The 25840-nt window shown below is 50.2% G+C and carries 8 protein-coding genes; 3 read left to right on the top strand and 5 right to left on the bottom strand.

Features of this window, described 5'->3' with window-relative positions:
- The first annotated feature begins 122 nt into the window (after window positions 1–122).
- The 3 genes from ABWH99_RS18835 (at window position 123) to ABWH99_RS18825 (ending at window position 22304) form a co-directional block, all read left to right on the top strand.
- The gene (locus ABWH99_RS18835) at window positions 123–3416 is read left to right on the top strand and encodes a malectin domain-containing carbohydrate-binding protein (protein ID WP_375583359.1); all 3294 of its coding nucleotides are present in this window, start codon (window positions 123–125) and stop codon (window positions 3414–3416) included.
- Window positions 3325–20577, top strand: a complete 17253-nt coding sequence (locus ABWH99_RS18830; protein ID WP_375583358.1) for a malectin domain-containing carbohydrate-binding protein — start codon at window positions 3325–3327, stop codon at window positions 20575–20577. The genes ABWH99_RS18835 and ABWH99_RS18830 overlap by 92 nt, the downstream gene beginning before the upstream one ends.
- Before the next feature lie 329 nt (window positions 20578–20906).
- Window positions 20907–22304: a UDP-glucose 6-dehydrogenase gene (locus ABWH99_RS18825; RefSeq protein WP_375583357.1), complete on the top strand. Its 1398-nt coding sequence runs from the start codon at window positions 20907–20909 to the stop codon at window positions 22302–22304.
- 69 nt (window positions 22305–22373) lie between these two features.
- On the opposite strand, the gene ABWH99_RS18820 is transcribed toward ABWH99_RS18825, so the two are convergent.
- The 5 genes from ABWH99_RS18820 to ABWH99_RS18800 all read right to left on the bottom strand — a co-directional run bounded on the left by ABWH99_RS18820 (window position 22374) and on the right by ABWH99_RS18800 (window position 25790).
- Window positions 22374–22742: a BlaI/MecI/CopY family transcriptional regulator gene (locus tag ABWH99_RS18820; protein ID WP_375583356.1), complete on the bottom strand. Its 369-nt coding sequence runs from the start codon at window positions 22740–22742 to the stop codon at window positions 22374–22376.
- 201 nt (window positions 22743–22943) lie between these two features.
- Window positions 22944–23696, bottom strand: coding sequence for an acyl-CoA desaturase (locus ABWH99_RS18815; protein WP_375583355.1), 753 nt, complete (start codon window positions 23694–23696; stop codon window positions 22944–22946).
- Window positions 23697–23787: 91 nt separating this feature from the next.
- Complete coding sequence (locus ABWH99_RS18810) at window positions 23788–24705, bottom strand: serine hydrolase (protein WP_375583354.1); 918 nt, start codon at window positions 24703–24705, stop codon at window positions 23788–23790.
- Window positions 24706–24760: 55 nt separating this feature from the next.
- Complete coding sequence (locus ABWH99_RS18805) at window positions 24761–25171, bottom strand: hypothetical protein (protein WP_375583353.1); 411 nt, start codon at window positions 25169–25171, stop codon at window positions 24761–24763.
- A complete protein-coding gene (locus tag ABWH99_RS18800) occupies window positions 25161–25790 on the bottom strand; it encodes an alkaline phosphatase D family protein (protein ID WP_375583352.1) in 630 nt (209 codons plus the stop codon). The genes ABWH99_RS18805 and ABWH99_RS18800 overlap by 11 nt, the downstream gene beginning before the upstream one ends.
- Window positions 25791–25840: the final 50 nt, after the last annotated feature.

The raw sequence follows: 25840 nt of genomic DNA, 5'->3' as shown, positions 1-25840 counted from the left end.
CTTTTGAATCAGTAGTAGGTTTTAGTTATTGAATAAATTGGATTCTATCATGGACTTGGCAGGATACAATTTTTTCATCGCAGACCAAGGCCAAAAATGATAGACCAATTAGTTCGATTCGTATGAACCACCGTTACCTGACCTCGCTTCTTTTCCTCCTGTTGCTATTTTTTCATGCAACAGCCATCTCTGCAAATCTGACCTCGTTCAGTGCTCCGAAATTTCCCGGCTTCCTTCTTGGGGCGACTGATCACCGGGAAGGTCCACCGATCGCCATGGGAACCGATCGCTTATTCGAGGCACCTTGTCCCGGAATAAGCCCACTGGATTGTAGTGAGATTTTGCAGAGTCTACCGGTAAATTTGGACTTTACGCAAGATCAGGGCAAGCTTTCGGGAACCGGTTTTACCATGGTGCTCGAGCCGAGCACACCGCTGGCAACACCTTCGGATCCTGTTGTACCCGGTTACGAGCCCGGCTTGATTAGCAGGGATGCCGCCGGACTGAGCATTACCAGTACCAAGGGAATTTTTTTTAGTCAGCCAACTGGTTCACCTTCCAGTAACAATACCAATTCTCAGGTAAATGCCCTCGGTGTGGGACTGGAGGTTCCTACCGGAAAATTCAGCGTTTCAACAACGCTAATCAATCCAGACTTTTCGGTGAGTTCTGGAAACAGTTCTCAACAGGCGGGACTCTGGTTTGGAAAGAACGAGGATCAGTACGTGAAGCTGGTGGTGGTAAAAAACGGCACGGCCAATCAACGAAAGATTCAGCTGCAGGTGGAAAACATGGACAACACGACCACTCAGACGGCGTTTTTGGAAATCAATACATCCAACCTGCCGACTGAAACGGGGCCGATAACCTTGCGTCTGGAATTTGACCCTGTGGCCAATACGGTGCAGGGCTTCTATCGGTTAGGGGAAGGGGAAGAGGTGCTGGTAAGTGGACCTGAAGGAGACAGTCGGGCCGTTCCGGCAGCCTATTTCTCGGGACAAACCTATACCGGAATTTTTACATCCCATCGCAATGCAGCAGCTAGCGACCCGATTACTGTTTTATTTACTGATTTTGCGGTTGAGGAAGTGGTAGTTCCCGATCTGGGACTGATCACCATTCCTTACCGGATGAATGTGGGCGGTTTTGAGTACACCAAAGACGGCGATCTGTTTTTGCAGGAGAATACTGATTTTTTGGTAGAGACCAGCGAAACCACTGCATCTATAAGTTCCTTTAGCCCCTATTTGGTCGACGGTGGACATCAGGATCTCTATTTTCCACGAAGGTTTGGCGCCAATTTCGGGTACAGCTTTCCCATTGCGAATGGCCAATACACCGTGCGGGTTCACATGGTGGAAAATTTCCAGGAAGCTGCCGGGCTCCGCACTTTTGACATCTTGATGGAGGCCGAATTGGCCCAGGATGACCTGGATTTATTCGCCCTTTACGGAAAAGGCGTGCTGGGAATCACCCAAAACAACGTGACGGTAAGTGATGGTGAGTTGAATCTACAGTTCCTTGCGTCGGAAAACAACGCACTGATTCAGGCGATAGAAATTTTGCCGTTGACCGCCAGCTCGCAAAAGGAGATGCTTGGCTTCACTGTAGACGGACAGCTCGATTCCCAGACGGATGCGCAAGCGGGCACCATAGCGGTGCAGATGCCTGCAGCAACCGACCTAAGCTCCCTTGCACCTACCTTCACGCTCTCAGACAATGCAACAGCAGAGCCAGCTTCCGGCAGCGTTCAGGATTTTACCAACCCGGTAACCTACATCGTTACTGCCGAAGACGGCAGTGTTAAGGAATGGGTTATCACCATCACCGCGCAATCGTCCGATTTTTCGTTTATCGAAAATTTCGATAGTTACGGGGCGGGTAACCTGCACGAAATTGCTCCGACCCAATGGCTGAAAGAAAAAGCGGCCGATGCATCCATACCGGTAACAAATGAGGGATTAAGTGCCGGTAGCAGTCATTCCCTCGATTTTTCGCTTGGGAGTCATGCACACGACCTTCTTCCCCTAACAAACAATCCCGTAACGCTAACGCCGAATGTACCGTTTTACTTTTCCACCTATTTTCAGGTAAATGGACTGGGCACAGGTTCTGGGGACCGCATCCGCACGGCGATCCGAATTGATGAGAATTCATCCGCTACCCCTTGGGTGCGGCTCCAGATGGCCAAGGGTGGCAGTACAGGCCTGATTGCACGTATCGGATTGGGGGGGCCAGCATCCGACAATGGTATCCAGGAGCTGCCTTTCGGCGAGACTGTTCAGTTTCTGGTGAAGGGCGTATGGGACGGTGCGTCCAGTATTGACTACGAATGGATCCTGGCTCCCAAACTACTGGAGGGCGAAACATCCTGGGTGAACGCCGGCAGTCAAACCGTATCCGGAACGCCACAGATTGGTCGGCTGTTTATGAGTTCAGTCGGCACCAACGATGCCTCGGTCGGTCCGGTGCGCTTAAGTACGGATTACACACAGGTGGTGACGGAAGACCTGACTTTGGTTCCCCTTCTTTCAGGAAATTCAATTGAGTCGTTTTCCCTGACCGAACAGATTGAATCCGCAGCAATTGACCCTGAAACCTTCACGGTAACAGTACAGGTTCCTTTTGGGACGGATCCAGGCAGTCTTTCTCCGACCTTTACCCTATCCCCGGGAGCAACTGCGCTGCCGGTTAGTGGGGAAGCGCAAGACTTCACCAATCCGGTAGCATACACCGTCACGGCAGAGGATGGTAGCGTGCAGGTTTGGACGGTCTCGGTAAGCATAAGCTCTGGATTTACCGTCAATGTGAACTTCCAGGATCGAACCACAACCCCTCCAGACGGCTATCTGGTCGATTATGGGAAGCAATTTGGTCATGCGACCGTTCTTTTCGAAGGGACGGAGTATCCGTATGGCTGGAAATTGAAATCGGACGGAACCCCGATAGATGCATCGGATGAAGCCGCAAATAATTCGAATGGAGTCGGTAGAAACCGCATCGCTGCCAGCTATGCCGGTGCCAGCGAACAGCAAAAACTTGAGGGCACGCTCGTTCACTTTCAGGGAGATAATATACTCAACGCTACCGGCGGCATTCAATCCTGGTCCGGCCAACCCCGAGGGAACGAGTTGATTTGGGAAATTGAAATTCCGAATGGGATTTACGAAGTGACGATTGGATTGGGAGACGCAGGTTCGGATCGGGACAGTCGACACAGTGCAGCTGTGGAGGGCTACACGGTGGTACCGGCATTTGTACCGGAAGAGGGAGAAAACAGAAGCGGAACCATCGTGGTGGAGGTTCTCAGATGGCCTGCTAACCATGAGCGGACTAGGGGGATACAACTCGAAAATAAATTACATCCGGGTAGCGGAAAGCACCGGCACGCCCGTATCGGGTCAGTTGAGTTTTGACCCGACTACGGTTAGTTCCGGTCTGGCACCTGGTGAGACCGGGCAGTTTAGCAGTACGCTTTCCGGAGCAGTATCCGGCCCGATAGGGCTGGTAATCGACGATAATATCAATGCGGTAGATAAAAACATTACAGGCAGCAACGATTGGATGAGTCTGCCGGCAACGGCGGCATTGGGAGCAATTGACTTCAGCATGGACGCGAGTACCCTGGCAGAAGGTACCGAGCGCAGCAACACGATCATCGCCACAGCCCAGGGCTATCGGCCTGCTCTGTTGGAAACGAGCCTGATGGTGGCTACTCCATTGTCCTCGGATAGCTCCATCGATAGTTTTGCGCTAGCGGGCGGATTGGGTACGAGCAGTATCGATGCGGCAAATAATGCGGTGACCCTACAAGTTCCGTTCGGAACTGACATTTCCGCACTGACCCCTGAATTTACGATATCGGGTGCTTCGGTGACACCGACCTCAGGCACGGTACAGGACTTCACCAATCCGGTGGAGTATACCGTAACGGCAGAAGATGGTAGCGTACAGGTATGGACGGTGACGGTGCTTGTAGATGCACCCGAACCTTGTTCGCCCTGGAGCCTATTGGATTGCAATGGTATCCCCAAGGCCCTTCCGATTCGTTTGGAATTTGATGGTACCGAAGGAGGACTGGTCGATGGCAATGGAGTAGGTACCGGCTTTACCATGGCCGATCCGCATTCCGAAGCCCGATTGACCGCTGATTTGCCGGTAACTTATCCGGATGTAATCGGCTACGAACCCGCGAAGATTTTAATTTCCGGAGGGAATCTGAGCCTGACGGCCTCAAAAGGGATTGCGTACCTCAACCCCGGACAGAGTGCTAATACCAATACCCAGGTTAATTCTCTGGGTGTAGGTATCGGTGATCTTACGCAACCATTGGTGATCGAAACCCAGTTGCTTGGAATCACTACCGGAGGAAGTTCCGCACAATCAGGCATTTGGTTTGGGTTGGATGAGGATAATTTTGTAAAACTAAATGTCAATTCGAATAACGTAGAGCTTCGTAAGGAAGTCAATGCCATTTCAGTGAATGGAGCCGGCACGCCCGATCAGATACAGGTAACGAATGTAGGCGTTAATGGTCAAAATGTGACCCTTCGTCTGGTCATAGATCCGCTGGCCATGACGATACGCGGCTATTATGCAATTGGAACCGGCGATTATGTGGAATTGACCAAGGCCGATTTGGCGGTCATGACCTTGCCCCAGGAATACCTGGACGGAATTACGGTAGGATCAGAGACGGGAATGGCGTTTGCCGGTATTTATTCCTCGTATAGAAACGGTAATACTGCTTTCGATACCGATTTTTCCTATTTTTCAGTGGATCAGGAAAGTCCGGAGCTAAGTCTGAATTTCTCGGTATCCCAACTCAACTTTGTAGCCGGGCAAGGGGAATCCATTGCTCCGCAAATGGTGGAATTATCGGCAAGTACTGGCAATCCAACAGTAATACTTTCCGATGATCCGGATGCCGGGGAATGGTTGAATTTGCCGACGGGACCGGTTTTAGGGACCCTGGAATTCAGCATAAAAGAAGACCTACCGGTCGGTACCTATTCCACGATGGTTATTGCCATCGACCAGCCGGATCTTGGCTACGAAAATGCAGAAATGGAAGTATTCCTGGAGATTACGGAAGCACCCGTGGATCCAGGTACACCGGATTTTGAAGCAAATATTAACTTTTCCGATCCCGGGACGGCACCACCTGCCGGTTATGTTGGAGATAGCGGAGATGCTTACGGGGATCGGGGCAACGGATTCAGCTATGGCTGGGTCGATGCTGCCAACAGTAGTCCGGCTGACCTTAGCTTGAACGGAAGAAACCGGGAATTGGCAGGCGTAAGTGTACTGGAAAATACGCTTATTCACATGCAATACGGGGATGTTTCCGAAAACGCGGCCAACGGCTACCTGCCGGATGCCAACTGGGAAATCGAGATCCCCAACGGTTCGTACACGGTAACGGTAGGTGTTGGAGATCCCGCGGTAGATGGTTCAGTAGAGGATACGCCGTCCCATACCATCGATGTGGAGGGCATCAGTGCCATTGCCGCGTTCGTTCCTAGCGGAGACGCAGGAACGGCCGGCCGATTTACTACCGGAACGGTTCAGGTATCCGTTACCGACGGGCGGTTGACATTGTCCCCGGGAACGGGGTTCAATACCAAAATAAATTTTGTGCGCATTCTTCCCGGGGTGGGCGGCGTGCAAACACCGCGTATCCTGGGTGTAAACCCTGCGGACGGAGCAGTGGGAGTATTGGTAACCAGCAGCGTATCTGCAAATAACCTTTTCCTGCCTAATCCGAATGAAGATGGATTGACCAGCGTGGATAACAGCACCATCACCAACAGTACGGTCAGGCTGTTCAAACAAGGAAGTACCACACCCGTTGGGGCAAGCGTAAACGGAACCGGAGGCGGAGATGCCATCAACCTGGTCCCCAGTTTGCCGTTAGAGGCCAACACTACCTATGTATTTGAAATAGATGGGGTAAAAGACCTTGCCGGTGAAACCTTTGAATTCTTCACCGCCTCCTTTACCACTGGGGCCGGAGGAACCACCGGTCCTACGACGGATCTGGATAATGTCGCCTTTACCAAACAGGGAGCCGTAGCAACAGGAGCCAAATATACCACACTCACGATAGGACCGGATAGTAAGTTATACGGGTTGACCATCGGCGGGGACATTCACCGATGGACCATTAATGCAGATGGTACACTTTCCGGGAAGCAGACGCTCTCCGCATGGAAATCCGCGTATGGTGGGCGCACGGCTGTGGGACTGGAATTTGATCCCAATGCTACTGCCAGCAACCTCATCGCCTATATTTCTCACAATTCTGCCGGCTTAAGCAGTGCACCGGACTGGGATGGCAAACTTTCCAGGCTGACCGGAGCGAACCTGGAAAATGAGGAATTGTTGGTTACCCATCTTCCCCGATCGCTCAGAGATCACTTGACTAATAGTATTGCTTTCCGACCCGGAGAGCCCAGCATGCTGTATTTCAACCAGGGAAGCAACAGTGCCGGAGGCGCACCGGATGGTGCCTGGGGTAATCGGGAAGAGAGTTTGCTTTCTGCGGCTACCCTGAAACTGGATTTGACCAAACTTCCATCCACGCTTCCTCTGGACGTGATGACCACCCGTAACCAATCGGCTATCAATGCAGTGGATGTCAACTCGCCCACACTGGATGGAATGTACAACCCGTACTACGTAGAAGCACCGCTTACCTTATTCGCTACCGGGGTTCGAAATGCCTACGATTTGGTGTGGCATTCCAATGGTCAATTGTATGTGCCCACCAACGGAACGGCGGGAGGTAGCAATTCACCTGCTTCTGTCAATGGTACGAGAAGACCTGACGGAACAATTTATGACCATGCCAATGCCGACTATCCACCGATTTCGGCTTCGAATAACAACAACGTACAGCGAGATTGGCTGTTCCGAATAGACCCTGCCGCAGGATTGGGCTACTACGGACATCCCAATCCTTTCCGGGGCGAATACGTGTTGAACCGCGGCGATGTGGACGTGACCAATAGTGCGTACAACGGTGTGGAACCGGATGCAAACTACAGGGGTGCTGCCTTTGATTTTGAATTCAATAAATCGCCCAACGGAGTCATCGAATACCGAAGTAATGCCGAAAATGGCAACCTCACCGGCGCTCTGCTGGTGGCCCGATACAGCGGTGGAAGTGATATCATCGCACTGGTTCCTGACGGAGCCAATGGAGAAATTGCTGCGTTTAAAGAAGGAATTCCAGGTTTTACCGGGTTTGGCGATCCCCTAGATTTGATAGAAGATGCGGCTACAGGCAATATTTACGTATCGGATTATGCCAGAAGTGAGATTGTACTACTCAAACCCAGCAACCAGGCCGCACCTGCGCCTTCCATAGCTGTAAGTACCGAAACGATTTCTGGAGATGCCGTCACTGGACAGGATTCCTACGAAGAGGAGATTTTGTTGTCCAATCTGGGCAATGCACCACTGAATGGCATCACGGCAAGCATTTCCGGAACGCATAGCAACCAATTTGCTGTCATCGGGTTGCCCAGCACTATCAATACGCAGAATTCAGCATCGTTCACGCTCGTATTCACACCAACCAGCAATGGGCCAAAATTTGCCCAATTAACCCTGTCCGGTGCGGGAGCCGACCCGGTTCAAATCAACCTGAGTGGGCTGGGCAAAACCGGAACGGGTGGAAGTGCGGAGCCTTCTTTACAGTGGATTTTGGATACCCAATTGGGTCAGGGACTGATTGATGTGGGAGATTCAGATCCGGCTACCAACCTTATCAATTTACCGGCCGGAAGTTCTTACAACAACCTGCTGGGCGATGAACTGGATATTCAGGCATTCCAACGGGCCAGCGACGCGCCGGTAGAACTTGAAGTATTGGCCGTTTACGGTCCCGAAGCCAACAACCCGATCACAGGTTTTGGCTGGTATGCCAGCGGTGACGGTGGTTCTACTCAGGAATTGTTCACGGTTCAAAATAACGTTGCCGGAAACGGGCAAACACTGAATCCGGTCCTGACAGGGACGACTTCCTTTGATCCGGGAACGGCGAGCTTTGGTTTCTACAACCGATGGCCATTCTTCGGTAATCGTTTTCTGTACAGCGAAGACGCGCTGAATACCTTCTCCGGCGCCATCCCGCATCACATACGTGTATATGCCTTACCTGGAGAGGCGGATGCCTACGTTATCGCTACCGAAGAACATATTAGCGGATTTGATTATCAGGACATTGTGGTCATTGCCCGAAATGTAAGGCCGTTTGAGGGCATTCTGGATGGATGTTCACCGATTAGCTTGCTGGATTGCAGCGAGTTGGAGGCAGCGTTGCCCTTCAACCTGCAATTTAACGGAGACGATGGAGGATTAGCCAATACCGGCTTTACCATGGTAGATAATCCATCTGCCCGGGTGCTGCTAGATGGTCCCGTTTCCTATCCGAATGTACCGGGGTACGAACCATCGAGGCTTGGCTTGACCGGCGGGAATTTGCAGATTAATGCTGCAAACGGAATCGCCTATCGTACCAACGGTACCACGGCTACTACCAGTACCGATGTAAACTCACAGATAAATACCCTTGGCGTAGGTCTGGATGCCAATGGCTATGGCAATTTCAGTATCAGCACCACCGTGGCCAACCCCTACAGCGACGGTAGCAACAATTCGGAGCAAGCAGGTATCTGGTTCGGTTTGAACGAGGATAATTTTGTGAAGCTGGTGGTTGCAAACGGCGGTAAGGTAGAGTTGCTTCGGGAGATCAACGGTTTGGCACCTTCGGACGCTGCCAACAACGTTCAGGTGAACAATGTGGCTGGGCTTCACAGCAGTACTGTTACCCTGCGCTTGTACGTGGATCTTGAAAATAATCTGCTTACGGGCTACTATAGCCTGAATAATGGGGCCGAAATCGAATTGGGTTCCGTTGCTCTCCCCGCGGTATACCTCAACGGAAATCCTGCCCATCAGGATCTTACCTTTGCAGGAATTTTTGCCAGCAAACGGCGGGAGGAAGTATCCGAAGTCGTGTATACCTTCACCGAATTTAAAATCACACCCGATCAATTGCCGATCAGCGATTTTGATCCAATAAAAATCAACTTTTCCAGGCCCATCGACGATGTACCTGCCGGGTACCTGCTGGATGCGGGTGCTCCCTACGGTGATCGTGGAAATGGATACGTTTACGGTTGGTTGACCACCGATGGCCAAACCCCACTTAATCTGGAGGCCAATACCCGAAACAGAACACTGGCAGGAGTGAGCCTGGTGCAAAACACCATCATTCACATGCAATACGGAGACGTCGGTGGAACAAACGGGGTAAACACCGAGGGAATCTGGGAAATCACCGTGCCAAATGGTACCTATGAGGTAACACTGGGTGTGGGCGACCCGGAAGTAGACGGTCAGGAGAATACCACGCCTTCTCACACGGTATCGGTTGAGAATGTCAACGCCGTGAACGGCTTTGTTCCAACTGGAACCGAGGGTGCATCCACGCGCATGACTACTACCAGCGTGACCGTCACCGTATTGGATGGACGGCTTACGGTAGATGCCGCTGGTGGGTTCAATACGAAGATCAATTCCATTGAAATCGTACAGGTATCGGGATCGGATGTGCCGGTATTTACCAATGTAACTCCCGCAAATAACGCGACCAATGTTTCGCTAAATGATCTTCAGGTAAATGTAGAGATACTCACCCCTGATGGTTACGAGTTGGATAACGGTACCCTTGCCGGAAACGTCAATCTCTACGAATTGACGGCAGACGGGGAGGTCCTGGTACCGAGCAACTCCAACGATACCGGAGGAGGGGATGCTATCACCCTGACGCCAATCAACCAATTGAAGGAAAACACGTCGTATCTGTTCCGAATTTCCGGGGTGGAAGCAAACCGTTCTGGCGACCTATCCGATCGGCTGACCTTCGCTACCTTTGAATCCCGCTTTACTACCGGTTCACTGGACGATTTGCCCGTTCCGATCCGAGACCTGGAAGGGGTGGAGTTTACCATCGTTCCTGGAGGAACGGCTTTGGGAGAAGGTACCGACAACGAGCGATTCTCCAGCCTGGTCGTAGGACCCGATGGAAAATTGTACGGAAGTACCATCGGAGATTTTCAATCGGATGGCAAGATCTTCCGTTGGGACATGGAGGCTGATGGTACCTTGAGTAACCTGGAGGTGTTGAGTCCCGAACTCAACGGATCGCCACATCCCGTATCCGGGGTCATGGCAGGTAACAACCGATTGATTATTGGATTGGCATTCGATCCGGCTTCTACTGCTGATAACCTGATTGCCTACGTCACGCACAGTGCTGCATCGCTGACCAATGGTCCCGAATGGGACGGCAAGCTCACCCGTCTTACCGGTGCGGACCTTTCCACCGTGCAAGACTTGGTGATTCATTTGCCGCGGTCTACCAAGGATCACCTGACGAATAGCCTCGCCTTTGACGAAAGTGGCCTGATGTACATTGCTCAGGGAAGTAACTCAGCAGGTGGGGATCCCGATCCCGCCTGGAATAACCGACCGGAACGCCTGTTGGCGGCAGCTGTATTAAAAGTTGACCTGGATAAATTGCCAGCTAATCTACCCTTGAGTGTGTACACCACTGACAATATCTCGGTTATTAACGCTGCACCAGCTACGGGCCTTCTGATGGGAGATGGGACCACCTATAATCCCTATTCGACCGATTCTCCGGTGAGTATATTTGCCACGGGCGTACGGAATGCCTACGACCTGCTTTGGCACTCCAATGGATGGCTGTATGTGCCCACCAACGGGACGGCCGGGAACAACAACAATTCGCCAAACTCTCCAAGTACAGCGGATTATCCCCTTGCCAGGAGGATTGACGGGTTGACCAGCATTCCTTTTGCGCCAAAACTAACGGGTGGAGAAACTCAAAAAGACTGGTTGTTTAAAACTCAGGGTGGAAGCTATCATGGACACCCGAATCCTTACCGGGGTGAGTTTATTCTGAACCATGGTGGATTGCCATACAGTGGCGTACCCGGTCAGGAAACCGAGCCGTACAGAGATGTGGTGAAATATCCGATTACCCTGGGACCTGATCCCAATTACCGTACACCTGCCTACGATTTCGGCAATAATAAGTCGCCGAATGGAGTCATCGAATACAAGAGCGATGCCTTTAACGGAAAACTTCAGGGCTTACTCATGGTCGTACGGTTCAGCGGTCAGAACGATATTTTGGTGATGGAGCCAAACAACAATGGAAATATTGGAGAAGTATACAATCAAATTCCGGGACTGCGTGGCTTTGACGATCCCCTGGACTTGGTGGAAGACCCTAAAACAGGTAATATTTACGTTTCCGAGTATGACCGGGATAACAACGGGACACCGCGACTGACCCTGCTGCGGGCTGCCATACCGGCGGCGCGTAAGGCGGAGTTGGTTGCGGCGCCGAACGAGTTGCTCTTCGAAACCACCAATAATACACAAGGCGATCAGTCTCAGACCAAGGTGGTGGAAATCACCAACGAAGGAAACGAAGGAGTGACCATCACAGGCGCGATGGTAGCCGGTGCGTTTGCTGATCAGTACGATCCGGTCACGCCGGCGGGTCCCGTTACCCTCGCTGCGGGTGAATCCATTTCGTACGCGGTCACGTACGCCCCGGATCTGAATACCAGCAATCTGGGATATCAGGAAGCGGTGCTGGAGATTGCAACAGATAATCCGGATCAGCCCTTGCTGGAAGTGGGACTGCATGCCTTGAAGAAAACCGGCTACGAAGGTGGAAACGAGCCTCCCCTTCAAGACGTGGTGGATGCCTTGGGCATTTCCATCAATGTGGGCTGGACCTCCCTTTCGGATGGTACCCAGGCCGTCTTGAAAGGAGACGAAGTACTGGTGCAGCAATGGGTGAAAGCAGGTACTGAAGCAGTAAAAATCACACCTGTAGGCAGGTACTCGCCAAACGAAGAAATTCCTTTCGGTTGGTATACCCGGGACGAGACCGTTACCCTTAATGAGGTGGGCGTGATGTCTGGTGTATTCGGCCAACACCAAACCCTTTACCCGGAAATTGCATCAGGCACTGACACCTTTGATCCACTGGGTTCTGTATTTGGTGTATACGTTACCTCGCAGGTATTCAATCGCACGAATTACACCGAGGACGACCTGAATACAGGCGGGGTAGCGCGACGTGTGCGGACCTATCCAATCGTCGACAGGGAAGGTAATCCGGTTGAAAACAGCTACCTGATTAATTTCGAGGATGCGACAAACGGTGACTACCAAGACTACATGTTCGTCATGGAGAATGTCATTCCTTTTGAAGACGGTACGCTACGTTTGGAATTCGATCCGGAAATAGTGGTATTGAACGGAAGTATCAATGATCCGGATCCCCTCTTGCAGCAGATCAGCTTAGCTGCAAATGGTGGTTTGACGGCAGGAGAAGTTACGCTTAGCAGCTCGGATCCAAGGATCACCCTTCCATCCAGCTTTGAATTGGGAACCCCATTTGAAATCAGTTTTGACCAGGCAGGATTGGCCATCGGTAATTATACGGCTACACTTACAGCGGATGCGCCCAATTACGAGCCCGCTACGCTGGAGATAAGGGCCAACATCAGCCAGGAGGCCGTCTATGTGTACCAGTTCAATTTCCAAACACCGGAGCAGGTGTCCGTATCTCCCGAAGGATACATTGACGATTTGGGCGCGCCGTACGGCTTGCAAACCACCGATTTGGGACAATTGAACTTTGGTTGGGTACTTCCGAATACAGAGACTCCGGCAGATGCCAGCGCCAACGGTCGAAACCGCAATACCCTGGCAGATGAGGAGCCACTGTTGAATACCTTTACGATTATCGGGCACCGTACTGCGGCTACCTACCCGCAGCGGGACTGGTTGCTGGAGATTCCGAATGGACTATACAATGTAAACATCAGTGTGGGAGATCCGGACTTTACCGATAGCTACCACGCCCTCGATGTCAATGGAACACGCCTGGTTGATTTCAACCAGGAAGCCGGTAATCCGGATAACCTGGTGAATTTTGAGAATACCGAGCTGGTGGAAGTGACCAATGGCAAACTCCGATTGAGTCTGGCGCCAGAAGGTGTAAATGCCAAGCCGAATTATATCCGTATTGCCCCCATCAACACGGCAGCCCTGCCACCCACCCTTCGTGCAGAATTTGAAGGACTGGAGGCTGCGGAAGGGGTCTATCGAGGACCGGTGACCGTCACACTGTTTGCTGAAGATCAAAGTGAAAGTGGTGCGATTGAGCGACTGGAATACAGTATCAATGGTGGAGCATTTGTAAGCTATGACGGACCCTTCGTTTTGGAGGATACCGGTGATCTGCAACTACTGGTTGAAGCGGTGGATGCCAATGGCAATACCAGTTCCAGAAATTATTCGTTCAGCATAGCAACGCCCACGGGTGCCCTGGTGGAAGTGGAAAACATGACCAAAGTTCCGGGCACGGACCGCGGATTCCCTGCAGAGGATTACTTTACCTTCTACCGAATCAACAACACCGGCTCTACCGGAGCACGCTTCCATGATGCCAATATCATGAGATTGAACAACCCGGGAACGGCACCGTTAGTAATCGAAGCCATCAATATCTCGGATGAGAACCGGTTTATATACGCGATCGTACCTCAGGGAATTGAATCCACGGAGCTTCCATTGACCATACCGCCAGGTGGATCACGGGATCTTTCCATCACTTTTATCGGAGCGAACGGTAACACGACTACGATGATGAAAGAAACCATCGAAATTGTCAGCAATGCCGACAATGGGGCCGCCGCAATGGCTACGCTTCACGGTGGTTACGTACCGGTGCCGGAGGGAGGCAAAGAAATTGATGCCCAGCAGGTTTTTGATGCCTTTGGCTTCAAATCCAGTATGCTGAGTATTGTTAATGACGAAGGAACCATTGATCCGCCCAATACCATCACTTTCAGGCCAAGTTCCAACTACCCGGATCCGGCAAATGTCGACGCAGGGTACGAAGGGGACTTGATCCTGTCCGATAACTTTGTGCAGGCTGATCCTACCAAACCGGTGATTGGTATCCAATTGTCTGCCCTGCATGGAGGGCCTTCCAGTAACAGTTCCCGACTGGTGGAGGTCGATGGGACAGGGACGGTCGCCGGCATGAATTTTGGGCATCAGGCGGACTGGTACCAAACCTTACTACCGAAAGGCAGTGACAACGAGACCATCAATTTTGACGTGGCCAATACCATTGCTGTTCCTTTCAGAATTGCCGTTTCCAACTATCTTTCCAGTGGTGGGAACAATATTAATGGCGACCGACCGGATCTGTTGGGTCTACGTGTCTACAAAGCGATTGACAGGGACGGAAACATCATACCAAACGAGTACATCGTATTGCAAGACTTTGTGCAGAACGGATGCGGTGCCGGTTCGGCCAATTGTGACTGGAACGACAATACCTTCTATTACATCAACATACGACCAGAAGCAGTTCCCACGGCCGCTCTCATCGAAGATTTGATTGTTGATCCAGGCCAGGCCTTTACTACGGATCTCTCGGGATTCTTTGACAAGGGATATCCAGGAAACAAACTGCAATACAGCGCAACAATTGCCGACGGATCTATCCTTCCGGCATGGTTGACGATTTCTGGGCAGGGAGTACTTTCCGGAACCGTTCCTGAAAACGAAGAAAACAACTACCAACTATCGGTAACGGCGACGGACCTGAATGGATTAACAGTGGATGCCCAGGTAGATCTGCTGATCAATAAGGCGCCGGTAGTAATTCTGGAGGCGTCTGTCACAGAAGGAAGGGTACCCCTTACTGTGGAATTTAGCAGTGCAAATTCCACCGATGAGGGAGAAATCGTTGCTACCGAATGGGATTTCGGGGATGGAACAACTTCTGAATTACCTAATCCTAGCCACACGTTCACTAGCGTGGGAGCGTACACCGTCGAACTCATTCTTTCGGATGATCGTGGCCTTACAAGTTCGGCCACACAACTTATCAATGTGGTGGATTTGCAAGAGCCGATAGCGGTTGCTACGGCAGATGTGCAAGAGGGAATTGCTCCTTTGACCATTCAGTTTGACGGCAGCGAGTCCGAGGCCAATGGCAGCATCGTGTCCTATTCCTGGGATTTCGGCGACCAGAATGGTTCTACCCTGGTAAGTCCGGTACATACCTTTACCGCGCCGGGAACCTATACGGTTACCCTGGTGGTCACAGACGATGCCGGCGATACTGCGGAAACAACACTGGGTATAACGGTTCAGGAAAACCTGCCTCCAGTGGCAGTGCCAGAAGCCAATGTGACCAGTGGAAATGCGCCATTGACAGTGTCCTTCGCCGGAGATGGAAGTAGCGATGATCTGGATGAGCTGACGTATTTCTGGGATTTTGGAAATGGCGATTCTTCGAGTGAAGAGAATCCGTCGTATACCTTCACCGAGCCAGGTACCTATACCGTCGTCCTTACCGTTACGGATGGAATTGGAAATGAGGACGAAAAACAGCTACAGGTGGTCGTTAACGATCCCGGAGCTCAGCCAGCATTCGCCTTGCGAATCAATGCGGGTGGGCCGCAGGTGTCTTTTGATGGCAACGTGTTTGAAGCAGATAACTATTTTGAGGGAGGTAAAACGTATTCGAATACCAATGCGACCGTTCCGACACTCTACCAGACGGAACGTAGTTCCACACCCCAGGTGTTTGGCTACAATGTTCCAGTACCCAATGGTACCTATCAGGTGATCCTGCACTTTGCCGAGATTTATCACGGCGCTACCGGCGGTGGGGGCTCCGGAACGGCCGGTCAGCGTGTATTTGACGTCAACCTGGAGGGAATCCTGGTTCTGGACGATTTCGATATCAACGAATTGGTAGGCCCACAAACACCGATAACGGAGGTATTCGAAGTGGTAGTGAACGATGGGCAACTAAACATGGATTTTTCTGCTCTGGCTACAGTTGGCGGAACCAATCAACCCAAATTGGCTGCCTTTGAAATTCTTAGTGTGGTTGAAGGACCGGTTAGCCCGGATTTCTCGCTCTACCTCAATACCGGAAGTACAGCGGACGTAACCCTTGAGGGTAAGACGTTCATCGGGGATGTTAATCTTCCGGCATACTATACCACAGACCATACCTATACCAATGCTGCTGCCAGCACAGAGCCTCTCTACCAAACAGAAAGAGGATCCGGGGCCGACCTGACCTCCCTTACCCTAAGTATAGTCGTACCAAATGGGAGTTACACTGTAAGCACCTACCACAACGAGTTGTATTTTGGTAAAGTGGTGGCAGGGGGAGCCGGAAGTAGGGTATTCGACATCCTTATGGAAGGCGAGCTGGTGAAAGATGACCTGGACCTATTCCTGGAATCCGGAAACAGTCCGGTGAAATTGACCTTTACAAATGTAGAAGTCACGGATGGTCTGCTCGAGATCACCATGAATCCGAGTGCAAACCGGCCAAGTATTTCCGGGATTGCTATCGAAGGAGCCACACCAGCGAACGAAGCACCGGTGGCTTTGGCAGAAGCAGACGTAACAACTGGATTTGCTCCGTTGACCGTAAATTTCACCGGCTCCAACAGCACGGATGCAGAGGGAGACCTTACCTACCTTTGGGATTTTGGTACAGGCGTCACAAGTACACAATCAAATCCAGCATACACCTTTACTCAGGCAGGTACCTATGAAGTAGCGCTGACGGTGACGGACGAGCAAGGCGAGAGCAATGCGACCACGATCAGTGTGGAAGTGGTAGCGAACGAACCGCCACTAGCTTTGGCAGAAGCAGACGTGACGACTGGATTTGCGCCGTTGACCGTAAACTTCACCGGCTCGAACAGTACGGATGCAGAGGGAGACCTTACCTACCTTTGGGATTTCGGTACGGGTGTGACGAGTACCTCGATGGACCCCACCTATTCATTCGATTCCCCAGGTAGCTATCAAGTGTCGTTAACAGTCACGGATGAGCTTGGATTAACGGATGAAGCTACTGTCACGATCGAAGTTTCATCGAATCAGCCACCTACCGCAGTTGCGACGGCGAACCTAACCTCCGGTACTTCACCGCTGACCGTAAGTTTTACCGGAGACGGAAGCAGTGATGCAGAAGGAGCGATCAGCTACTTCTGGGATTTCGGAAACGGGTTTAATTCAATCCAACCGAATCCAACCTATACGTTCAATCAGGTTGGCACCTTCAATGTGGTACTAACGGTGACCGACGAGCAGGGAGAAGAGGCCACCGATCAACTGACGATTGTGGTATCTCCGGATGTACTACCGCCAGTGGATCCTACGTTCGAGTTGCGAATCAATGCGGGCGGACCTGCACTCACGCATGAGGGCAACGACTTTGCGGCGGATACCTATTTCAATGGAGGAAGGAGCCATACCTACCTGGCAGCACCGGTTCCCACCCTTTACCAGACGGAAAGGAGTTCTCCGACGAAAGTATTCACCTACGATATACCGGTTCCAAATGGTAATTATGAGGTGGTGCTTCACTTTGCGGAGATCTACTGGGGTGTATTTCCTGGAATTGCCGGTGGCAGTGGCAAGCGCGTGTTCAATGTGAGTATGGAAGGTGCTCCGGTATTGAGTGGATTTGACATCAATGCAGAAGTGGGTCCGGCGACGCCGATGACCAGGACCTTCGAAGTTGAGATAAGCGATGGAGAACTGAATCTGAGCTTTTCTTCTCAGGGTGGCAAGGACCAACCGAAGGTCTCGGCCTTTGAGATCCTGGGAACAACCAATCTTCCAGTAGCCGTAGCGTCAGCAGATAAAACGTCTGGCACCTCGCCGTTGACGGTCAATTTCACAGGAGACGCTAGCAGTGCTTCGGCAGGTTTGGTGAGCTACCTGTGGGACTTTGGAACGGGAGCCACATCTACGGAAGCCAATCCAAGCTATACCTTTACGGAGGCAGGCACGTATGAAGTCACCTTGACGGTAACCGATGGCCAGGGATCAGCGGATACGGATGAGTTGGAGATCACGGTATTGGAAGAGGGAGTGAATCCGGTAGAACCAGCGTTCGAGTTGCGAATCAATGCGGGCGGACCTGCACTCACGCATGAGGGCAACGACTTTGCGGCGGATACCTATTTCAATGGAGGAAGGAGCCATACCTACCTGGCAGCACCGGTTCCCACCCTTTACCAGACGGAAAGGAGTTCTCCGACGAAGGTATTCACCTACGATATACCGGTTCCAAATGGTAATTATGAGGTGGTGCTTCACTTTGCGGAGATCTACTGGGGTGTATTTCCTGGAATTGCCGGCGGCAGTGGCAAGCGCGTGTTCAATGTGAGTATGGAAGGTGCCCCGGTATTGAGTGGATTTGACATCAATGCAGAAGTGGGTCCGGCGACGCCGATGACCAGGACCTTCGAAGTTGAGATAAGTGATGGAGAACTGAATCTGAGCTTTTCCTCTCAGGGTGGCAAGGACCAACCGAAGGTCTCGGCCTTTGAGATCCTGGGAACAACCAATCTTCCAGTAGCCGTAGCGTCAGCAGATAAAACGTCTGGCACCTCGCCGTTGACGGTCAATTTCACAGGAGACGCTAGCAGTGCTTCGGCAGGTTTGGTGAGTTACCTGTGGGACTTTGGAACGGGAGCCACATCTACGGAAGCCAATCCAAGCTATACCTTTACGGAGGCAGGCACGTATGAAGTCACCTTGACGGTAACCGATGGCCTGGGATCAGCGGATACGGATGAGTTGGCGATCACGGTATTGGAAGAGGGAGTGAATCCGGTAGAACCAGCGTTCGAGTTGCGAATCAATGCGGGCGGACCTGCACTCACGCACGAGGGCAACGACTTTGCGGCGGATACCTATTTCAATGGAGGAAGGAGCCATACCTACCTGGCAGCACCGGTTCCCACCCTTTACCAGACGGAAAGGAGTTCTCCGACGAAGGTATTCACCTACGATATACCGGTTCCAAATGGTAATTATGAGGTGGTGCTTCACTTTGCGGAGATCTATTGGGGTGTATTTCCTGGAATTGCCGGTGGCAGTGGCAAGCGCGTGTTCAATGTGAGTATGGAAGGTGCTCCGGTATTGAGTGGATTTGACATCAATGCAGAAGTGGGTCCGGCGACGCCGATGACCAGGACCTTCGAAGTTGAGATAAGTGATGGAGAACTGAATCTGAGCTTTTCCTCTCAGGGTGGCAAGGACCAACCGAAGGTCTCGGCCTTTGAGATCCTGGGAACAACCAATCTTCCAGTAGCCGTAGCGTCAGCAGATAAAACGTCTGGCACCTCGCCGTTGACGGTCAATTTCACAGGAGACGCTAGCAGTGCTTCGGCAGGTTTGGTGAGTTACCTGTGGGACTTTGGAACGGGAGCCACATCTACGGAAGCCAATCCAAGCTATACCTTTACGGAGGCAGGCACGTATGAAGTCACCTTGACGGTAACCGATGGCCTGGGATCAGCGGATACGGATGAGTTGGCGATCACGGTATTGGAAGAGGGAGTGAATCCGGTAGAACCAGCGTTCGAGTTGCGAATCAATGCGGGCGGACCTGCACTCACGCACGAGGGCAACGACTTTGCGGCGGATACCTATTTCAATGGAGGAAGGAGCCATACCTACCTGGCAGCACCGGTTCCCACCCTTTATCAGACCGAAAGGAGTTCTCCGACGAAGGTATTCACCTACGATATACCGGTTCCAAATGGTAATTATGAGGTGGTGCTTCACTTTGCGGAGATCTACTGGGGTGTATTTCCTGGAATTGCCGGTGGCAGTGGCAAGCGCGTGTTCAATGTGAGTATGGAAGGTGCCCCGGTATTGAGTGGATTTGACATCAATGCAGAAGTGGGTCCGGCGACGCCGATGACCAGGACCTTCGAAGTTGAGATAAGTGATGGAGAACTGAATCTGAGCTTTTCCTCTCAGGGTGGCAAGGACCAACCGAAGGTCTCGGCCTTTGAGATCCTGGGAATCGAGGGATCCGGACTTCGTGTAAGTCAGGAGGTAGCTCCTCTATTGGTTGCGACTCCTATGGAAGGTGCTGGTCCACTGATGGTGAAGTTTTCTGGCGACTTGCTGGGAACTGCCGATCCGGAATTGAGCTACTTCTGGGATTTTGGAGATGGAAAAACCTCTAAAGAAAAAAATCCGGTGACCACCTTTGTAGAGCCGGGTGTGTACGAAGTCAAGGCCAGGATCGGTAAATACGGCGTACCGTTGTATACCGAAACGGTCACGATCTCTGTATGGGACGAATCCGAGGTGATGGACAATGAGTCGACCCTTGACAAAACTGTTTCCATGGAAATGTATCCAAATCCCGCATCAACTTACGTAAACGTGAGATTGGCTCATTCCAATGAAAAAATTGCGGAAGTTAGCGTCTTCGATTTGCGTGGCAGGTTGGTGAACACCTTTGTCCCGGCTGAGAGCCAATTCAATACTTCGTACGAATTCTCGGTCAACGATCTCCCGGCAGGACTGTATTTTGTTAGTACAACTACCGATTCGGGCTTACGGTACATGCAGCGGTTGATCATTGTACGATAATGCCGGTAAACAGTAGTTCCTTCAGGAAATCAGCCGATTGATCGATTTGTTCGGTTTACCAGACAGAGGAAAGGGAGTTCGATTAGAGCTCCCTTTTTTTTCGTTTGGCTGGTAAATGCGGTTAGTTCGCTGGAATCGGGCACTGTTTTAATGGTAGGAATGCAAATTAATCAACAAAAACGTGCATTATTTTTGATAATCCGTGGAATGAATTATTTTTGCCAACAACCTTATGACGGTTTCTGCAATAATTTTAGACTAAATTTTTAATAAAAAAGTAGAATTTATTTTATACTATCCGCAATTGTGCTGATTTAAACCAAAAAAAAATGAAAATCCAGAATATTTGTTGTATCGGGGCGGGATATGTGGGAGGCCCGACCATGGCAGTGATTGCAAAAAAATGTCCAGACATTAAGGTGACAGTGGTGGATATTAACCAGGAGCGTATTGCTGCCTGGAACGATGAGAACGTAGAGAATATTCCCGTTTACGAGCCGGGGCTTTCTGCGGTGGTGGCTGAGGCCAGGGGGCGCAATTTGTTTTTTTCTACAGACGTGGACAAAGCCATTGATGAGGCTGAGATGATTTTTATTTCGGTAAACACGCCAACGAAAACGTATGGGGAAGGGAAAGGCCAGGCAGCGGACTTGAAATGGATTGAATTATGTGCCCGCCAGATAGCCCGGGTGGCTAAGGGAGATAAAATCGTTGTGGAAAAATCAACCTTGCCCGTTCGTACGGCCAGTACGCTAAAAGACATATTGACCCATACCGGTGACGGGTTAAGTTTTCAGATTCTTTCCAATCCGGAGTTCCTTGCGGAGGGCACGGCGGTAGAAGACCTAATGGATCCGGACCGGGTGTTAATTGGTGGTGATCAAACCCCGGAGGGCTTGAAAGCCATACAGGCACTTGTGGACGTGTACGGACGTTGGGTTCCGAGGGAAAGAATTCTTACGACCAACGTTTGGTCCTCCGAATTATCAAAACTTACTGCCAATGCCTATTTGGCGCAGCGGGTGTCTTCTATCAATTCTCTTTCCGAACTGTGCGAATTTACGGAGGCGGATATCAATGAGGTAGCCAGGGCGATCGGTACCGACTCGCGCATTGGACCCAAGTTTTTAAAAGCTTCTGTGGGTTTTGGAGGATCCTGTTTTCAAAAGGACATTTTGAACCTAGTATACATTTCCAGAAGCTACGGCTTGAACGAAGTGGCGGATTATTGGGAGCAGGTGATTATTATGAACGATCACCAAAAAAGGCGTTTTGCTAAGAAAATTATCAAGAATTTGTACAACACGGTAAGCGGTAAGAAGATTGCGTTTTTGGGTTGGGCCTTTAAAAAGGACACAAACGATACCCGTGAATCGGCAGCCATCTACGTAGCGGACCACCTGTTGAATGAGCAGTCTATCATAGAGATTTATGACCCCAAGGTTAAAAAACAACAAGTGTATACCGATCTGGACTACCTGGGGAGTAGGTCATCGGAAGAAAATCGTAAAAATGCTTCGGTAGGTACCGACCCCTACAAAGTCTGTGAAGGATCTCATGCGGTGGCAGTGTTAACCGAGTGGGATGAATTCAAAAGTTACGATTGGCAGCGTATATACGATGGGATGCTCAAACCTGCCCATGTATTTGATGGACGAAACATTCTGGATAAAGAGGCACTTCAATCCATTGGTTTTCAAGTGCATGCTATCGGAACAGCCGATTAAAAAAAGCAAATTTCAGGCATAAAAAAAGGGTGAACATTCACCCTTTTTTTATGCTCGATATTCATTCGATTATGCGCTTTTTACATCGTCTTTTACTTCGTTCATGATTTTCTCGAGCGCTTTCACGTCCAACTTTTCATCTTTAGCGAAAAAAGAAGCCAATTTTGCGAAAGATCCACTAAAATATCCTGAAAGAAGATTCTTGATGGTGAAACTTCTGTATTCGTCTTTCGAAACAATGGGGTAGTATTCATGGGATTTGCCATAGGCACGGTGTTTGACAAAACCTTTTCTTTCCAAAATCCGTATTATTGTTGAAACCGTGTTGTATGCCGGTTTTGGTGTTTTCATTTTTTCCAGGACATCTTTGACAAATCCTTTCTCGATGTCCCATAGAATCTGCATAATTTGCTCTTCTGCTCTTGTTAATTCTCTCATAATTTTAATAAAGTAGGTGATTTTGCCTGAACTTAACCATTTAGTTTTTTAATTGCAAAGCTTTTTCGAAAAAAAAAATCAGTAAAAAGAATTGTTCAAAAAATCCTAATAAAAGTTAAATGTTTTATCCAGAGACAGAGCTGTTTGACGAAAAAAGGAGCCGTCCAGGTGAAACTGGGCAGCTCCTTATTCAATAGAGGATTACGCGATGGGTTTTAATTTAATTATTCCCGTTGCATGAAGTAGTTTGACAATGGGGTACGTAGGGTCAAACTCGTACCACTTGACGGCAAAGTTGGCTCGTTTGGGTAAACGGTGATGGTTGTTTTGGAACAATTCTCCCAACATTAAAAAGTCTAAAAACAAGGAGTTTTTTGAGTGGTCGTTGTTATCAAAATTTGCATACCCATACTTGTGGCCGCTCCAGTTCACAATGGCTCCATGGACGGGGCCCATCATGAAATGGATCGGTAGTAGAAAGTACATCCACCAATGCGTTCCGGCCAGCTCGAACACGCTGATGCTCAGTACGTAAATTAATACATAGACCAATCCCCAGCCGATGCGTAAAATCATTGTATCGGCAAACCGATCAAATCGGTTCCAGTCGGGTACGTCTTTTGTAAATCGTTCCTCTGGTTTGACCTTAAATGTAAAATGCTCGTTGTATATTTTTTTTGTTTTCCACATCATGGTAAACAGATTTTCCGTGTGGTGCGGACTGTGCGGGTCCTTTGGTGTATCGCTATACGCATGGTGCATCCGGTGGAGGATGGCGTACGCCCTGGGCGAAAGGTAGGAGCTACCTTGTGCGATCCAGGTGAAAATGTAAAAGAACTTTTCCCAGAATTTGCTCATGACAAACATCTGGTGCGCTGCGTACCGGTGCAGGAAAAAACTCTGGCAGAACAATGAAAAGTACCAATGTAGAAGAAATAGAATTAGTAAAATCACTTGATGGAAATTTGATGATGGATGTAAAAATAAATCCAAATTTTCGGAATCAATTGCTATGGGCGATATTTTTTATGAAAGGTAGGCAAACCTACTCCCGTGGACTCGTTTCTTCACTTTTCCGGGACGGCAGGTTGATGTTCGTTTCTCCTTCAAAGTAATTCCATAACATTCCGGATACGCTGCGCTGAAGCCGGTAGGCTTCGTTGTTATTGTCCCAGGAAGTATCCCGATTGTTTTTGGTGGCGATGTAAAATACGTAGTCACCCGAAGGCGCGTTCACCATTACCAATTCGGAGCGCGAATCGCTAACCATCCCTTGTTTGGACGCGGTTTGCACATAAGGGGGTATGGCGGAAAGTGCGTATTCGTCGTAGATGACCTTGGTCATTAGCCGGTACATTTTTTGTGACAACTCTGGAGAAAACAATTCTTCCCGACGTATCATTATCAATAGGGAAGCCATCTCTCTGGGACTCGTCTGACCCCAGCCATATTTTTTCCAGGCTTCCTGCCTTCCCTCCGTTCGCGAATTTACACGCGTGTGTTCCAATCCAAGGCTGTCCAGTAACTCGTTGATTGCCCCCCCGCCCCCGGCAAGGCTTTGGCACCAGAGGGAGGTGGTGTTGTCGCTGTATCCAATCATTAGAGAAAGAAGGGTGGACAAATCCGTGTCGGTGCTGTCTTTGAAATATTGCATGATCCCCGATCCTCCGTAACGAAGGCTATCCCGGTAAACCAAAGCAGTATCCAGGTCGAGCTTCCCGGTATGAATTTGCTTAAATATACCCAACATGATAGGCACTTTGATAACACTAGCGGTTGGAAAGATCGAATCTGCCCGAATTGCAATTCGTTCTCCTGTTACCAGATGTTCGGCATACAAGCCTGCTTCCCCATTGAAGCCCGACAGTTCCTTTTCCAGCAGTTGCTCGATGGAAAGAGACTGGGCCTGAACGAGTTGAGTGGCCGTAAAGAATGCAAGAAGCAGCACATAGGTATTTTTCATAGTTGTTTTGCGGGAGGATTATAGATTCCCTGTCTTTTGGCCGAAATCACTGTGATTAAAATGCAATTTTTTGTTCCAGTAAAGATCTGCCTTCCTGTCCTTTAATCTGAAAATACATAGATTTCTCCACCCAATCAATCGTTAACAGGCCGTAGTTCAACTCACTAACGACTGCTCCCTGCCGGTATCTGTTTGGCTCTCCCGAATAGGCCGAATATACGTGTGTCAGACCACTGCTGGTGATTTCGTAAAGCGGATACCCGTCCTTCAGGACAACTTTGGATACCTCGGATAGGTGGCGATCACCGCTTATCAAAACCGTACCCCCGGGCTTGGTTTTCTCAATCAGTTTCAGAAGTCGCTCCCGCTCTTTAGGGAAATTTGCCCATTTCTCAAACCGGTGTTCTTCCGGTAAGAACTGTATGCCGCAAGCAAGGATGTGGATGGCTGCATCGCTATTTTCCAAGGACGCTTTCGAGCCATTCCCATTGGGCTTCTCCAAGGAGGGTACCTTCCTCATTCGGTAGGTAGCTGCCCTCCACTTTTAATAGCGTATCCCGATTGTACCGTGCATCAAGCAACAGCAACTTAACTTTTTGATTGCCGGAACCGAAGATATGTTCGGCATAAGCGCCTTTTTGAGATCTTCTTGGACTAGTTTTTGGGACGTCTAAAAAATCAAGCAGCAATTGCTGGCTGGAGTCTTTCTGGCTGTAATTTTTACCACCATCGTTGATCCCGTAATCGTGATCGTCCCAAATCCCCACCACAGGGGTGGTTTGCCGCAATTTCCGATAGTCCGCTTGCTGGTATTGCAAGTCGTAACTCGCGGCCATTTCTTTCATGTCGTGCGTATCCGCGTAGATATTGTCACCCAGCCAAATCCATAGATCCGGTTTTTCCGCGAGGATGGGTTTCCATAAGGGTTGAGGCAGATGCTGCCGGTTGCATGAACCGAAGGCGATGACGCGAGGGCCTTCGGTGGTACTATTCCCCGAATTTGGGCCGGAACAAACGCCGTGGACCAGGCATATCAAGGCCGCGATCGGTACCAAATAGGGCATTCCAACGGGGCGAAACTTCATCTCAGCAAGTGATGGTTGGACGTTCTTATTAAATCAAAGCGGATGATACA

The organism is Cyclobacterium xiamenense, from assembly GCF_042140265.1.
Lineage (GTDB): Bacteria > Bacteroidota > Bacteroidia > Cytophagales > Cyclobacteriaceae > Cyclobacterium > Cyclobacterium xiamenense_A.
This window is presented reverse-complemented; position numbering and strand designations above follow the sequence as displayed.

Bases quoted from the DNA above. Each gene is read 5' to 3' on its own strand.
- ABWH99_RS18830 (WP_375583358.1), top strand. From the start codon at position 3,325: ATGAGCGGACTAGGGGGATACAACTCGAAAATAAATTACATCCGGGTA.
- ABWH99_RS18825 (WP_375583357.1), top strand. From the start codon at position 20,907: ATGAAAATCCAGAATATTTGTTGTATCGGGGCGGGATATGTGGGAGGC.
- ABWH99_RS18810 (WP_375583354.1), bottom strand. From the start codon at position 24,705: ATGAAAAATACCTATGTGCTGCTTCTTGCATTCTTTACGGCCACTCAA.
- ABWH99_RS18800 (WP_375583352.1), bottom strand. From the start codon at position 25,790: ATGAAGTTTCGCCCCGTTGGAATGCCCTATTTGGTACCGATCGCGGCC.
- ABWH99_RS18820 (WP_375583356.1), bottom strand. From the start codon at position 22,742: ATGAGAGAATTAACAAGAGCAGAAGAGCAAATTATGCAGATTCTATGG.
- ABWH99_RS18835 (WP_375583359.1), top strand. From the start codon at position 123: ATGAACCACCGTTACCTGACCTCGCTTCTTTTCCTCCTGTTGCTATTT.